Origin of the sequence: Herbaspirillum sp. NPDC087042 (assembly GCF_044745245.1) — a bacterium.
GTDB lineage: Bacteria > Pseudomonadota > Gammaproteobacteria > Burkholderiales > Burkholderiaceae_D > Herbaspirillum.
Genome location: NZ_JBIUZW010000019.1, coordinates 32,137 through 46,305, shown reverse-complemented (window position 1 = coordinate 46,305; position 14,169 = coordinate 32,137). Strand labels below are relative to the sequence as shown.

Annotated in this window: 10 protein-coding genes; all 10 read right to left on the bottom strand. The window is 64.8% G+C overall.

Going from position 1 to position 14,169, the window contains the following annotated elements:
* Positions 1-27 precede the first annotated feature (27 nt).
* On the bottom strand, positions 28-1,962 hold the full coding sequence (locus ACIPHN_RS22250; RefSeq protein ID WP_400440281.1) for a type IV pili methyl-accepting chemotaxis transducer N-terminal domain-containing protein: 1,935 nt from the start codon (positions 1,960-1,962) through the stop codon (positions 28-30).
* 135 nt (positions 1,963-2,097) lie between these two features.
* Positions 2,098-3,105, bottom strand: a complete 1,008-nt coding sequence (gene moaA / locus ACIPHN_RS22245; protein WP_400440278.1) for a GTP 3',8-cyclase MoaA — start codon at positions 3,103-3,105, stop codon at positions 2,098-2,100.
* A gap of 7 nt (positions 3,106-3,112) precedes the next feature.
* On the bottom strand, positions 3,113-3,796 hold the full coding sequence (gene narI / locus ACIPHN_RS22240; RefSeq protein ID WP_400440275.1) for a respiratory nitrate reductase subunit gamma: 684 nt from the start codon (positions 3,794-3,796) through the stop codon (positions 3,113-3,115).
* Entirely contained in the window at positions 3,793-4,485 is a 693-nt protein-coding gene (gene narJ / locus ACIPHN_RS22235; protein WP_400440272.1) for a nitrate reductase molybdenum cofactor assembly chaperone, read from the bottom strand. The genes narI and narJ overlap by 4 nt, the downstream gene beginning before the upstream one ends.
* Before the next feature lie 57 nt (positions 4,486-4,542).
* Positions 4,543-6,096, bottom strand: a complete 1,554-nt coding sequence (gene narH, locus ACIPHN_RS22230; RefSeq protein ID WP_400440269.1) for a nitrate reductase subunit beta — start codon at positions 6,094-6,096, stop codon at positions 4,543-4,545.
* A complete protein-coding gene (locus ACIPHN_RS22225) occupies positions 6,093-9,827 on the bottom strand; it encodes a nitrate reductase subunit alpha (protein ID WP_400440267.1) in 3,735 nt (1,244 codons plus the stop codon). The genes narH and ACIPHN_RS22225 overlap by 4 nt, the downstream gene beginning before the upstream one ends.
* Positions 9,828-9,984: 157 nt before the next feature.
* Entirely contained in the window at positions 9,985-11,370 is a 1,386-nt protein-coding gene (locus tag ACIPHN_RS22220) for a NarK family nitrate/nitrite MFS transporter (protein WP_400440265.1), read from the bottom strand.
* Between the two features lie 25 nt (positions 11,371-11,395).
* Positions 11,396-12,652: a nitrate/nitrite transporter gene (locus ACIPHN_RS22215; protein ID WP_400440262.1), complete on the bottom strand. Its 1,257-nt coding sequence runs from the start codon at positions 12,650-12,652 to the stop codon at positions 11,396-11,398.
* A 151-nt stretch (positions 12,653-12,803) separates the two neighbouring features.
* Positions 12,804-13,088: a hypothetical protein gene (locus ACIPHN_RS22210; protein WP_400440259.1), complete on the bottom strand. Its 285-nt coding sequence runs from the start codon at positions 13,086-13,088 to the stop codon at positions 12,804-12,806.
* Positions 13,089-13,139: 51 nt separating this feature from the next.
* Positions 13,140-14,030 (bottom strand): neutral zinc metallopeptidase, encoded by an 891-nt coding sequence (locus ACIPHN_RS22205; RefSeq protein WP_400440256.1) that lies wholly within the window; start codon positions 14,028-14,030, stop codon positions 13,140-13,142.
* Positions 14,031-14,169: the final 139 nt, after the last annotated feature.

Here is a 14,169-nt window from a genome sequence, read left to right as displayed (position 1 = left end):
TGCTGATTTTGCTGATGGTGGTTGTGGCTAGGCCACCAGACGTTCCTGGCGCATGAGTTCGAGGCTGATGCGGGTGCCGCGTCCGGGCTGGCTGTCGATGTCGAGCCGTCCGCCCAGCCGTTCGGCGCGCTCCTGCATGATGCGCAGGCCAACATGTTCCAGGCCCTTGGCATGGGCGGTCTCGGGCAGGAAGCCATGGCCATCGTCGGCCACGCTCATGTGGAAATCCCGCTCGTTGCGCACCACGATCTCCACATGCTTGGCCTGGGCATGCTTGCGTACATTGGACAGCGCTTCCTGCAGGATGAAGAGCACCTGCAATTGCTGCTCAGGCGCCAGGGGTGGACCGTTGCCGCTGATGTCGAGCCGGCTTTGCAAGCCGCTCTGGCGCTGCAGCTTGTCGATGGCCTTGTGCATCTCGGATTCCAGGTTGCTGTCCTGCAGGCGGGTGCGGAAGTTCTGCAGCAGTTCGCGCACGTCTTCGTAGTTCTCCTGCACGCCGGCGCGCAGCAGGGGGGCGATGTCGCGGATTTCATCGACCTGGCCGCGCGCCAGCGAGTCCTCCAGCATCTGCACCTGCAGGTTGAGGAAGTTCAGGCCCTGGGCGATGCTGTCGTGCAGGCCCTGGGCCAGCAGGTTGCGTTCGCTGGAGACGGCGAATTCCTTTTCGCGCGCGATCAGGCGCTGGTTCTCGATGGCCGCGCCCAGATGCCGGCCCAGGGTGTCCAGCAGGCGCCGCTGGTCGGTGCCGATGGTGTGCTGCCGAGAGAAGTGCAGCGAGAAGCTGCCGATGACCTGGTCCCGCACCAGGATCTGGAACACTCCCAGCGATGCCGCGCCCTCCTGCTGGCAGCGGTAGTGTTGCCGTGGATCCAGTTCGCGGAAATCGCGGATCACGATGACGCCCTGTTCGATGGCGCTGCCGCACAGGCATTCGCCGACCTTGAGACAATGTTCCTGTTCCACGATCTCCTCGGAGATGCCGGCATGCGCGGCGATGTAGAGGTTGCCGCGTTCATCGAGGATGCGTACGGTGCCGCCATCGGCCTGCAGCTTGTCCATGATGCGGCGCAGGAAGCCGCTGCACAGCGCTTCGATGGCATGGGCCCCCGAGAGGAAACCGGTGATCTCGTAGAGAGTGCTGACTTCGTCGTTCTGCTCCTGCAGCAGGGCGGTTTTCTCGGCCACGCGTTGTTCCAGCGTGCGGTGCACGCCCTGAACGTGATCGGCCATCTGGTTGAAGGCCTGCGCCAGCTGGCCGAATTCATCCTCGCTCTCCACCGGCAGGCGTACGCCCAGGTCATCCTGGGACATGCGTGCAATGCCCGCCTGCATGCGCCGCACCGGCCCGACGATCCACAGGTAGAGCAGGTAGAGCACGGCGATGCTGGCGGCCAGCGCCATGAAGATCAGTGCCGTCTGGCACAGCCGCAGCCAGGTGGTCTTGTCGGCCAGGTCGGCCTCCACCAGCGAGACCAGCAGGTTGATGTCGCTGACGAAGCCGGGCAGTTCCTGCGCATAGCGCGCTAGCGCCGCCTGCCGCAGGCGCGGATCGGCGGCGTCCAGCGCGCCACGGGCATGGACTTGCATGCGATGTCGCCATTGCTCCTGCACCTGCCGCATCTGCTCGTGGATGGGGCCTTGTGCCGGGATGAAGGTGGGCTGCCCGGGCTGGCCGGTCTGCAGGCCCTCCAGGATCTGGCTGAAGCGATCGATCTCTCCTTCGATCTCGATGCGGGGCTGTCCCTGCTCCAGCTCCAGGGCCAGCTGATAGGTGCGCATGCGCAGGCTGCCGGCCTCGTTGATGACCGTGCCACCACCTTCCAGCTGCCAGGACAGCAGCAGGGTATAGCCGATGGCAGTCATGGTCAGCCCCAGGCCGATCAGGGTCATCAGCAGGATGCGGAAAGTCAGCCGTTTGCGCGGAGGCAAGTACAGCAGGGGGATGGCCTGTACGTTCATGTCGGAGCGTTGGCGGAAGATGGAGACGGAGAGTGGAAAATGCAGTCTACGCGCCAGGCCCTGCGCTGGCCCTGCCCGGGATCAATCTTTGGTCAAATCGAGGGACAGGCGAATGATGTAGATGGCCATTTTTTCTTATCCACCGGTCTGCGACATGAACCGCACGATCTTGTGCGGCTGTTCATTGAATTCATGGCGCTCCGGCTTGAGTTCGATCGCTGTGCGGATGGCCGCTTCCAGCTCGGCGTCGCTGGCGCCACCTCGCAGCAGGGGGCGCAGCGGGAAGCTGGCTTCCTGGCCCAGGCACAGGTAGAGGGTGCCATCGACGGCCAGCCTGACCCGGTTGCAACTGGCGCAGAAATGCTGGCTCATGGGCGTGATGAAGCCCAAGCTGCCGCGACCGTCGGCTGTGTGCCAGTAGCGCGCCGGTCCGCCCCCCAGTTCGGTGGCGGCGGGTTGCAGGCCGAAGCGCGCCACCAGTTGCTCGCGGATGGGACCGAGCGCGCGGTAGGCACTGTTGCGTCCGGTGTCGCCCATGGGCATGGCTTCGATCAGGCGCAGGATATAGCCGTGCTCGAAGCAGAATTGCGCCATGGGGATGACCTCATGATCGTTGATACCCCCCATGACCACCATGTTGACCTTGATGGGCGCGAAGCCGGCCTGCCGGGCGGCCTCCAGCCCGGCCATGATGGCCCCCAGGCTGTCGCGGCCGGTGATGCGGGTGGTGCAGGCCCGTTCCAGGCTGTCCAGGCTGACGTTGATGCGCCGCACGCCGGCGGCGTGCAGGCGGGTGGCATGCTTGTGCAGCTGGGTGGCATTGGTGGAGAGCGAGAGTTCAGCCACGCCCGGCAAGGCCGACAGTTGCGCTGCCAGCGTCGGCAAGTCGCGCCGCAGCAGCGGTTCGCCGCCGGTCAGGCGCACCCGGCCCACCCCCATGCGGGCAAAGGCAGCAATCACACGGCTGATCTCGTCGAAGCGCAGCCAGTTCTCCGGTTCCTCGAAACCGGAGAAGCCCTTGGGCATGCAATAGCTGCAACGCAGGTCGCAGCGATCGGTGACCGACACGCGCACATAGCTGATGCGCCGGCCGAAGCGGTCTTGCAGCACAGGTACGGGGAGGGCTGGGGCGGGCGTCGGCATGGTTGTCCTAGCGCGGCCGTACCAGCTGCCAGGCGCGGTTCAGGTAGGTGAGGGTAGCGAAGCCGCTCCAGACATGGACCAGTCGGGTAAAGGGGAAGATCACGAACAGCGTCAGTCCCATGAACAGGTGCAGTCTGAACAGCAGCGGTGCGGCCACGATGAAGTCGGCGGCTCCTCCACGGAAGGTGATAATGTGCTGCGCCCAGCTCATCAGCAGCACCATCATGTGGCCGTCGCGATGCTGGGCCGATTCGGCGATGGTCGACAGGCCCAGCGCCAGCGTCACCAGCAGCCACAGCAGGAGCAGCTTGTCGCCCTGTCTGGTGATGGCGCGGATGCGCGCGTCGGTGAGGCGGCGATGGATCAGTATCAGCAGCCCCAGCATGCACAGCGAGCCGAACAGGCCGCCGGCCACCATGGCGATCATCTGCTTGAAGCTGTGGCTCACGCCCAGCGCATCCCACACCGCCACCGGCGTCAGCAGGCCCACCAGGTGACCGAAGAACAGGCCCAGCACCCCGACGTGGAAGAGGATGTTGCCCACCCGCAGATGACCGGCATGCAGCAGTTGCGAGGAGTCGCTCTTCCAGGTGTACTGCTCGCGCTCGAAGCGCACCAGGCTGCCGAACAGGAAGATGGCCAGCGCGATATAGGGATAGATCCCGTACAGGAATTGATGCAGATAGCTCATGATGCGCTCCCGGGAGTGTGGACGGCAGGATGGCTGGCGGCATGGGCAGCGGAGGCTCGCGGATGGAAGTGCATGGTCTGCACGGCCGCCATGGTCGGCTTGAGCAGGGGCTCCACGCCATCGACGCCGGGACCGAAGACTTCCATGGCCTCATCCATGTCGCGCACCGGCGGCTCGTCCTGTTCGCGCGGGACCACGTCGGTGAGACCGGTGAGCAGCAGCAACACCGGCGCGTAGGGGCTGTCGCGACGTTGCAGGCGCGCGCCGATGGCGGCCAGCACGTGGATGGCCTCACCTAGCAGGGCGCTGGCGGACTCCGCGTCGAGCTGCCCGAGAAACTCCAGGAACAGCGGTACGTAGTCCGGCAGTTCGGTGCCGCAGGGTTCGAAGCCGTGACGGCGGTATTCCTCCAGCAGGTCGACCATGGCCTGGCCACGGTCGCGGCTTTCGCCATGGATGTGCTCGAACAGGTGCAGCGAGAGCGCATGGCTGCGGTCGAAGGTATCGACATAGGCTTCCTGCAGCGCGAGCAGCGGCGTTGATTGCAGGTGTGCCAGCAGCGGCTGCAAGGCCGATAGCGAATCGGCATCAGCCTGCAGCGCCTGCCCGATCTCGGGCAGGGCGTCGATCAGTTCGGCCTGTGGATAAGACATCAGCGCCGAGAGGATGCGATAAAGGGCGAGGGACATGGGGCTTCCTGAAGGTCCGGATGAAGGGAGGGGCGAGGGCATGATGATCTCTCCTGCTTATTCGTCCACCGGCGTCTTCTTGCGCGACTTGGGCATGTCCACGAAGATCACGCTGCCCTGCGGCTTCTTGCCGAACAGGCTGCCCTCCGAGGTGCCGCCCGAGCAGCCATTGCCGAAGCTGAAGCCGCAGCTGCCTTTTTCGTTGAAGCTGTCTTCCACCATTTCCTTGTGGGAGGAGGGCACCACGAAGCGGTCCTCGTAGTTGGCAATGGCCAGGGTCTGGTACATGTCTTCCACCTGCTCGGCCTGCAGGCCGACCTGTTGCAGCACCGCTTCGTCATGCTGGCCGTGCACGGTCTGGGCGCGCTTGTAGGCGCGCATGGCCAGCAGGCGTTCCAGGGCGCTCAGCACCGGCGCTTCCTTGCCGGCGGTGAGCAGGTTGGCCAGGTAGCGCACCGGGATGCGCAGCGACTTCACGTCCGGGATCATGCCGTTCATGCCCATGTGGCCGGACTCGGCGGCCTTCTGGATGGGCGACAGTGGCGGCACGTACCAGACCATGGGCAGGGTGCGGTATTCGGGGTGCAGCGGGAAGGCGATCTTCCATTCCATCGCCATCTTGTACACCGGCGACTTGCGGGCCGCTTCCAGCCAGCTCTCGGCGATGCCCTGCTTGCGCGCTTCGGCGATGATGGCCGGATCGTGCGGGTCGAGGAAGCAGGACAGCTGCGCCTCGTACAGATCCTGCTCGTTCTCCACCGAGGCCGCGGCTTCGATGCGGTCGGCGTCATAGAGCAGCACGCCCAGGTAGCGGATGCGGCCCACGCAGGTTTCCGAGCAGACGGTGGGCTGGCCGGCTTCCAGGCGCGGATAGCAAAGCGTGCATTTCTCGGCCTTGCCGGAGCTCCAGTTGTAGTAGATCTTCTTGTACGGACAACCGGAGATGCACATGCGCCAGCCCCGGCACTTGTCCTGGTCCACCAGCACGATGCCATCATCCTCGCGCTTGTAGATCGAGCCCGATGGGCAGGAGGCCACGCAGGTGGGATTGAGGCAGTGCTCGCACAGGCGCGGCAGGTACATCATGAAGGTGGATTCGAAGGTGCTGTGCATTTCCTTCTGCACGCCTTCGAAGAGCGCATCCTGGCTGCGTGCGCTGAATTCACCGCCGAGGTCGTCTTCCCAGTTCGGGCCCCAGTGGATCTTGTCCATCTTCTTGCCGGTCAGCACCGACACCGGGCGGGCCGTGGGCGGGGTCTTGAGCTCGGGCGCCTTCTGCAGGTGTTCGTAGTCGTAGGTAAAGGGTTCGTAGTAGTCGTCGATGGCCGGCAGGTTGGGATTGGCGAAGAGATTGGCGAGGATGCGCTTCTTGCCGCCCTGGCGCGGTTCCAGGCGGCCGTCTTCGGTGCGGCGCCAGCCGCCGTTCCACTTCTTCTGGTTTTCCCATTGCTTCGGATAGCCGATGCCGGGCTTGGTCTCGACGTTGTTGAACCAGGCGTATTCCACGCCATCGCGACTGGTCCAGACGTTCTTGCAGGTCACCGAGCAGGTGTGGCAACCGATGCACTTGTCCAGGTTGAGCACCATGCCCACTTGTGCGCGAATTCTCATGATGCAGTCCTTTCTTGCTGCTGGCCTTCCAGCCAGTCGATCTTGTTCATCTTGCGCAGGACGATGAATTCATCGCGGTTGCTGCCGATGGTGCCGTGGTAGTTGAAGCCGTAGGCCAGCTGGGCATAGCCACCGATCATGTGGGTCGGTTTCAGGACCGCCCGCGTGACCGAGTTGTGGATGCCGCCGCGCTTGCCGCTCAGTTCCGAGCCGGGCGTGTTGACGATCTTTTCCTGGGCGTGATACATCAGGCACATGCCATCGGGAATGCGCTGGCTCACCACCACTCGCGCCGTCAGGGTGCCATTGCTGTTGAAGACTTCGACCCAGTCGTTGTCGACCAGCCCGGCCTTCTTCGCATCGCCTTCCGAGACCCACACATGTGGCCCGCCACGACTCAGGGTGAGCATGCGCAGGTTGTCCGAGTAGGTCGAGTGGATGCCCCACTTCTGGTGTGGCGTGAGGAAGTTGAGGACGATCTCCTTTTCGCCATTGGGATTCCTGCCCAGCATCGGCGCTACCGTCTTGGTATCGATGGCGGGTTTGTAGACGCACAGGCCCTCGCCGAAATCGAGCATCCAGCGGTGATCCTGGTAGAACTGCTGGCGTCCGGTCAGGGTGCGCCAGGGGATGTATTCGTGGACGTTGGTATAGCCTGCGTTGTAGCTGACTTCTTCCGATTCCAGCCCCGACCAGGTCGGGGCCGAGATGATCTTGCGCGGCTGCGCCTGCACGTCGCGGAAGCGGATCTTGTCATGCTCTCGGCCACGCGCCAGGTGGGTGTGGTCGCGGCCAGTGATCTTGCCCAACGCTTCCCAGGCCTTGACCGAGACATGGCCATTGGTCTCGGGCGCGAAGGTCAGGATCATCTCGCAGGCGTCGATGGCGGTGTCCAGGCGCGGCCGGCCCTGGCTCACGCCGGCTTCGGTGACGCGCTTGTTGAGGCCGCCCAGCTCGCCCACTTCATGCTCGGTATTCCAGTTGATGCCCTTGCCGCCATTGCCCAGCTTGTCCAGCAGCGGGCCTACCGAGGTGAACTTCTTATAGATGTCGCGGTAGTCGCGTTCCACCACCACGAAGCTGGGCGCGGTCTTGCCGGGGATGAGATCGCATTCGCCCTTCTTCCAGTCCTTGGGTTCGAAGGCCTGGCCCAGTTCGCCGGGGGTGTCGTGCATCAGCGGTTGCAGCACGATGTCGTTGCGCTTGCCCAGGTAGTCGCCACCGATGTCGGTGAAGGCGCGGGCGATGCCCTTGTAGATTTCCCAGTCGGTCTTGCTTTCCCACAGCGGCTGCACGGCTTCCGAGAGCGGGTGGATGAAGGGATGCATGTCGGAGGTGTTGAGGTCATCCTTCTCGTACCAGGTCGCGGTGGGCAGCACGATGTCGGCGTACAGGCAGGTGGTGCTCATGCGGAAGTCCAGCGTCACCAGCAGATCCAGCTTGCCTTCGGCGGCCTCTTCGCGGTACTTGACCTCGGTGGGGCGCACGGCCTCGCTGGCATCATCGAAGAGGGCGTTCTGCGTGCCCAGCAGGTATTTCAGGAAATATTCATGGCCCTTGCCCGAGCTGCCCAGGATGTTGGAGCGCCACACGAACATGTTGCGCGGGAAGTTCTTCGGATTGTCCGGGTCCTCGCAGCTCATGTGGATGTCGCCCGACTTGAGCGCTTCCTTGAGGTAGTCCTGCGGTGTCTGGCCCATGGCATGGGCGGCATCGCAGACGTCCAGCGGATTGGTCTCCAGCTGCGGTGCCGAGGGCAGCCAGCCCATGCGCTCGGCCTTGGCGTTCATGTCGATCATGCTCATGGGGCCGATGCGCTGGCGGTCGGCCGTGGGCGCAAGGATCTCGTCCAGTCCCAGCTTTTCGTGGCGCCACTGGCTGGTGTGGGCGTAGAAGAAGCTGGTGCCGTTCATCTGCCGTGGCGGGCGGACCCAGTCGCTGGCGAAGGCCAGCGGCGCCCAGCCGAATTGCGGGCGCAGCTTTTCCTGGCCGACGTAGTGAGCCCAGCCGCCACCGGACTTGCCGATGCAGCCGCACATCATCAGCAGGTTGATGATGCCGCGATAGATCATGTCGTTGTGGTACCAGTGATTCAGCGCCGCACCGACGATGATCATGCTGCGGCCTTCGGTGTCATGGGCGTTCTGGGCGAACTCGCGCGCGACCTGGATCACCAGTTCACGCTTGACGCCAGTGTGCTTCTCCTGCCAGGCCGGGGTGTAGGGGACGTCGTCGTCGTAGGTCTGGGCGACATCGCCGCCCAGACCCTGGTCGACGCCATAGTTGGCCAGCATCAGGTCGTAGACGGTGGCCACCAGCACCGTGCTGCCATTGGCCAGGCGCACGCGGCGCACCGGCACCTGACGTTGCAGCAGCGGCTGGGCATCGTCGCCGCCGAAGTAGTTGAAGCTGACGGTGGCCACCTCATCGTGGCGGCCCAGCAGCGAGAGCAGGGGATCGATGCTGCGGCCGGAATGGCCGTCGCGGGCTTCCAGGTTCCAGCGGCCGACTTTTTCGCCGCCGTTGACCTGGCCTTCGCCCCAGCGGTAGCCGATGGAGCCATTGGGCGCGACGATCTCGCCGCTGGTCTCATCGATGGCCAGGGTCTTCCAGTCGGCGTTGTTGGCCTCGTCCAGCTGGCCGGGCAATTGCGAGGCGCGCAGCAGGTGATCGGGCAGCAGGCGGCCATCGTGTTCGACCAGGCGCACCAGCATGGGCATGTCGGTGTATTGCTTGACGTACTGGCGGAAGTAGGGCGAGGCCGACACCTTGGTGGCGTGGAACTCCTTGAGCACCACATGGCCCATGGCCATGGCCAGCGCGGCATCGGTGCCCTGCTTGGGGGCCAGCCAGATATCGCCGAACTTGACCATCTCGCCGTAGTCGGAGGACACCGCGACCGTCTTGGTCCCCTTGTAGCGCACCTCGGTGTAGAAGTGGGCGTCCGGCGTGCGCGTCTGCGGCACGTTGGAGCCCCATACCATCAGGTAGTTGGCGTTGTACCAGTCGGCCGACTCCGGCACGTCGGTCTGTTCGCCCCAGATCTGCGGGCTGGCGGGCGGCAGGTCGCAGTACCAGTCGTAGAAGGACAGCGGCACGCCGCCGATGAGGCTGAGATAGCGCGCCCCGGCCGCATAGGACACCATCGACATGGCCGGGATGGGCGAGAAGCCGACCACGCGGTCCGGGCCGTATTGCTTGATGGTGTAGGCATTGGCGGCGGCGATGATCTCGTTGGCGGTATCCCAGTCGGCGCGTACGAAGCCGCCCAGGCCACGGGCCGACTTGTAGCTGTTCGCCTTGGCCGGGTCGCCGCTGATGGCGGCCCAGGCCTCGATGGGCCCCAGGGTCTTGCGGGCCTGCTGCCACAGTTCCATCAGGCGGCCACGGATCATCGGATACTTCACCCGCTGTGCCGAATACACGTACCAGCTGTAGGACGCTCCGCGCGGGCAGCCGCGCGGCTCGTGGTTGGGCAGGTCGGGGCGGGTGCGCGGGTAGTCGGTCTGCTGGGTTTCCCAGGTGATCAGGCCGTTCTTGACATAGACCTTCCAGGAGCAGGACCCGGTGCAATTGACACCGTGGGTGGAGCGCACCACCTTGTCGTGCTGCCAGCGGCTGCGGTAGGCGTTTTCCCATTGGCGGTCTTCATCGACCACGGCGCCGTGGCCGTTGGCGAAGGTGGACTTCACCCGCGACATGAACTTCAATCGGTCCAGAAAATGACTCATCGTGAATCCTTGGTTGCGTGGGTGAGCGTCCCACCTGCGTTGACTGTTGAAAAGTGTAGGCAATCGCCCTGCGCGCGCCTATTGGCCGGCTTGGGCAGGGCGGCCATCCAGGCGGAGGAGGCCGCCTAGTTCGAAAGAACTAGACCCGAGGTCTTGCTCAGCAGGGCATCTGCGCACCCTTGCGGGCGTAGTACCACCAGGTGATGAGCATGCAGCTGGCATAGAAGGCGATGAAGACGTACATGGCCATGTCCGGCGCGCCGGTCATCTTGATGGAGGTGCCGAAGCTCTGCGGGATGAAGAAGCCGCCATAGGCGCCGATGGCCCCCGAGAAACCCAGCACGGCAGCGGACTCCTTGCCCGCATCCAGGCGCGCCTGCAGCAGCGCGGCCTCGCCCTGGCCCTGGACGGCGCGTTCGCGCTCGGTCTGGAAGATGATGGGGATCATGCAGAAGGTGGAGCCATTGCCCAGTCCGGTGAGGATGAACATGACGATGAAGGACACCAGGAACAGCGTGAACTGGTGACCGTGCAGGCCCGGCAGGATGCCCAGCAGGATGGTCAGGCCCATGGCCAGGAAGACCCAGAAGGTGACCCGCGCGCCGCCGATGCGGTCCGAGATCATGCCGCCCACGGGGCGCGCCAGGGCGCCGGCCAGCGGGCCCAGGAAGGCGAACTTCGCCACCTCGATCTCGGGGAACTGCGACTTGATCAGCATGGCGAAGGCCGCCGAGAAACCGATGAAGGAGCCGAAGGTCCCCACATAGAGCCAGCACATCAGCCAGTTGTGCTTGCGCTTGAAGATCACCGCCTGGTCGGCCAGCGAGGCCTGGGCCGAGGCGATGTCGTTCATGCCGAACCAGGCCATGAGGCTGGCGGCGGCGATGAAGGGCACCCAGATGAAGCCGGCATTGGCGAGCCAGTACATCGCGTCGGCGCCGCTCTTGGGGTCGTGGAAGACGATGCCCTGCCCGGAAATGGAGGCGGCGAACACCGCCGAGGAAATCGCCAGCGGCGTGACGAACTGCACCACCGACACCCCCAGGTTGCCGATGCCGGCGTTCATGCCGGTGGCATAGCCCTTGCGCGCCTTGGGGAAGAAGAAGCTGATGTTGGCCATGCTGGAGCTGAAGTTGCCGCCGCCCAGGCCGCACAGCAGCGCCAGTCCCAGCAGGGTGGAATACGAGGTGCCGGGATCCTGCAGGGCCAGGCCCATGCCGATGGCGGGGATCAGCAGGCTGGCGGTGGAAATGGCGGTCCACTTGCGACCGCCGAAGACCGGTACCAGGAAGGAATAGAAGATGCGCAGGGTGGCGCCGGAGAGGGCCGGCAGGGCCGTCAGGAAGAACAGCTGGTCCTTGCTGAAGTGAAAGCCGGCCTTGTCCAGGTTGGCCGCCACCACGCTCCACAGCATCCAGACGGCGAAGGCCAGCATCAGGCAGGGGATGGAAATCCACAGGTTGCGGCTGGCGATCTTCTCGCCCTCCTTGTGCCAGAACTCGGGGTTCTCGGGTTCCCAGCGATTTAAGACGTGACTCATCATTGACTCCTTACAGGAAAAGCGGGGTTCACTTGGCCGCCAGGGCGGCCTGGGCGGCGTGCATGCCTTCGCGGCGGAACTGGAAGTGCATCCACACCAGCGAGAACGAGACCGTGCCGTAGAGCAGCATGAAGCAGGAGCTGCGCACGCCGGTGAGGTCGAGCACGATGCCGAAGAGGATGGGCAGGATGAAGCCGCCCAGCCCGCCGGCCAGGCCGACGATGCCGGAGACCGCACCGATGTTGGCGCCGTAGTCATCCGAGATGAACTTGAATACCGAGGCCTTGCCCACGGCCATGGCCACGCCCACCACGAAGAGCAGCACCGTGAAGAGCACCGGGTTCAGGCCCAGATGGAAGTTCTGCGGGCCGCCCACGGTCTGGATGGTGAAATCGGTCTGTGGATAGGACAGCAGGAAGAAGGCGACCCAGCAGATCCACATCACCCACCAGGTCACCTTGTAGGCACCGTGGCGGTCGGCCAGCCAGCCACCCATGGCGCGCAGCACGCCGCCGGGCAGCGAGAAGCAGGCCGCCAGCAGGGCGGCATGGCGGATATCGAAACCGTATTCGGTGACGTAGTACTTGACGATCCACAGGCTCAATCCCACGTAGCCGCCGAAGACCACCGAGTAGTACTGGCAGTAGCGCCAGACCTTGGGATCCCTGAGCATGCGGAGCTGGTCCATGAAGCCGCTGTCGGACTTGACCTGGTGGCTGGGATCGGTGGACGAGAAGAGCCAGAACACCAGTGCCGCCACCAGCATCATGGCGGCATAGACCTGCGGCACCAGCATCCAGCCGGAGGCGGCGATCAGGGCCGGGGCGATGAACTTGTTGACCGCTGCGCCCGAGTTGCCGGCGCCGAAGACGCCCATGGCCAGACCCTGGCGTTGCTTCTTGAACCAGCGCGCCACATAGGGCGTGCCCACCGAGAAGGAGCCGCCGGCCAGGCCCACGAACAGGCCCAGTACCAGGAAGTGCCAGAACGCGCTGGCATAGGCGATCAGGTAGATCGGCAGCACGGTACTGAGCATGAGCAGGAAGAACACGATGCGTCCGCCGTAGCGGTCGGTCCAGATCCCCAGCGGGACGCGGATCAGGGAGCCGGTCAGCACCGGCATGGCGGTGAGCAGGCCGAATTCGGTTTCGTTGAGATGCAGGGCATTCTTGATCGGGATGCCGATGACGCCGAACATCATCCAGATCGTGAAGCACACGGTGAAAGCCAGTGTGCTGGACGCCAGCACGGCATAGGCCTGGCGTGGCGCGTTGCGGTCAGACATGAAGACTCCCCCCAGCGTTGATGGACGCTATCGAGCTTATCGGCGGGGCGGGCGGGGCAACATTCGTCCGACGGTCAGTCGGGGGAGGGAAGAAGGAGGAGGCGGGCTGCCGGAAGAACTAGTTCTTCCGGCCAGGGTGGGGACGTGTGGCTCAGGCGGCCGAGAGGGTTTGCGCGGCCTTCTCCAGCCAGGTGGCGAGGCTGTCGGTGAGGTCCTTCTGGCTGAAGGAACAGCTTTCCTCGGTGAACAGGCTGCCGGCCTCCAGCCGGCCCAGCAGGTCTTCGGCAACCTGCTGGTAACGTGGCGGCAGGGCTTGCATCACGTCTTGGCGGGCGCGCCAGGTGGCGCACAGGGTGGCGATGCTGCCCTGGCCCTCGCGCAGGTCGTGCAGGGCGGCTTGCATGGGGGCCAGCTGGCTGGCGGCGGGATGGCTCATGTCAGGTGTTCCGGGTGGTCGAATGGATGGTCAGAAAAACGCAGGTGGAGATCACAGTTCCTTGGCGGCGAAGGTATTGCAGGCGCTTACCTTGCCCTCGGTGATGCCGCGCTTGAACCAGCTCACGCGCTGGGCCGAGCTGCCGTGGGTGAAGGAGTCCGGCACCACCACGCCGCGCGCCTGGCGCTGCAGGGCGTCGTCGCCGATGGCCGAGGCGGCGTTCAGGGCGCCTTCGACATCACCTTCTTCGAGGATGTGGCGGGCCTGGTTGGCGTGGAAGGCCCAGACACCGGCGAAGCAGTCGGCCTGCAGTTCCAGCCGCACCGAGAGGGCATTGGCCTGTTTCTCGCTGGCATTGCGGCGGGCCGCATCGACCTTGTCGGAAATGCCCATCAGGTGTTGCACATGATGGCCGACTTCATGGGCGATCACATAGGCCTGGGCGAAGTTGCCGGAGACCTTGAAGCGCTGCTTCATCAGGTCATAGAAGGACAGGTCGATATAGACCTTCTGGTCGCCCGGGCAGTAGAAGGGGCCGGTCGCGGTCTGGCCGGTGCCGCAGGCGGTCGGCGTGCTGCCCGAGAAGAGCACCAGCTTGGGCCGCACGTATTGCTTGCCGTTGGCGGCGAAGATCTGGCCCCAGGTGTCTTCGGTATCGGCCAGCACGGTGGAGACGAAGCGGGCCATCTGGTCGTCCGGCGGCGGCTTGTGGGCGGGGGCGTGCTGCTGCACCGGCGCCGGTGCGCCACCGCCGCCGGAGAGCAGGTTGAGCATGGTCAGCGGGTTGATGCCCAGAAAGTAGGAGGCCACCAGCGCCACGGCCACCGTGCCCAGGCCGATGGAGCGCCCACCGAAGCCGAAGCCACCACCGCCGCCACCGCCGCCATCCTCGCCACGGCGGTCTTCCACGTTATCGCTTTCGCGGTTGCCTTCCCATTTCATGATCTGTTCCTCGCTGGCTGCATTTGATACTGCCGCGATTGTAATGGAAGGCGGGCCCGGCCGGCTTGTCCGACATTGTCTGACGGGGCGCTGGTGGCGCCGTCCTATGTCGCCCGGCGGCGCGGCACGGTAAGCTTGG

What these genes read in the sequence shown, in the direction of transcription:
- ACIPHN_RS22225 (WP_400440267.1), bottom strand. Translation starts at nt 9,827, where the DNA reads ATGAGTCATTTTCTGGACCGATTGAAGTTCATGTCGCGGGTGAAGTCC.
- moaA (WP_400440278.1), bottom strand. Translation starts at nt 3,105, where the DNA reads ATGCCGACGCCCGCCCCAGCCCTCCCCGTACCTGTGCTGCAAGACCGC.
- ACIPHN_RS22220 (WP_400440265.1), bottom strand. Translation starts at nt 11,370, where the DNA reads ATGATGAGTCACGTCTTAAATCGCTGGGAACCCGAGAACCCCGAGTTC.
- ACIPHN_RS22205 (WP_400440256.1), bottom strand. Translation starts at nt 14,030, where the DNA reads ATGAAATGGGAAGGCAACCGCGAAAGCGATAACGTGGAAGACCGCCGT.
- ACIPHN_RS22215 (WP_400440262.1), bottom strand. Translation starts at nt 12,652, where the DNA reads ATGTCTGACCGCAACGCGCCACGCCAGGCCTATGCCGTGCTGGCGTCC.
- narJ (WP_400440272.1), bottom strand. Translation starts at nt 4,485, where the DNA reads ATGTCCCTCGCCCTTTATCGCATCCTCTCGGCGCTGATGTCTTATCCA.
- narH (WP_400440269.1), bottom strand. Translation starts at nt 6,096, where the DNA reads ATGAGAATTCGCGCACAAGTGGGCATGGTGCTCAACCTGGACAAGTGC.
- narI (WP_400440275.1), bottom strand. Translation starts at nt 3,796, where the DNA reads ATGAGCTATCTGCATCAATTCCTGTACGGGATCTATCCCTATATCGCG.
- ACIPHN_RS22210 (WP_400440259.1), bottom strand. Translation starts at nt 13,088, where the DNA reads ATGAGCCATCCCGCCGCCAGCCAGCTGGCCCCCATGCAAGCCGCCCTG.
- ACIPHN_RS22250 (WP_400440281.1), bottom strand. Translation starts at nt 1,962, where the DNA reads ATGAACGTACAGGCCATCCCCCTGCTGTACTTGCCTCCGCGCAAACGG.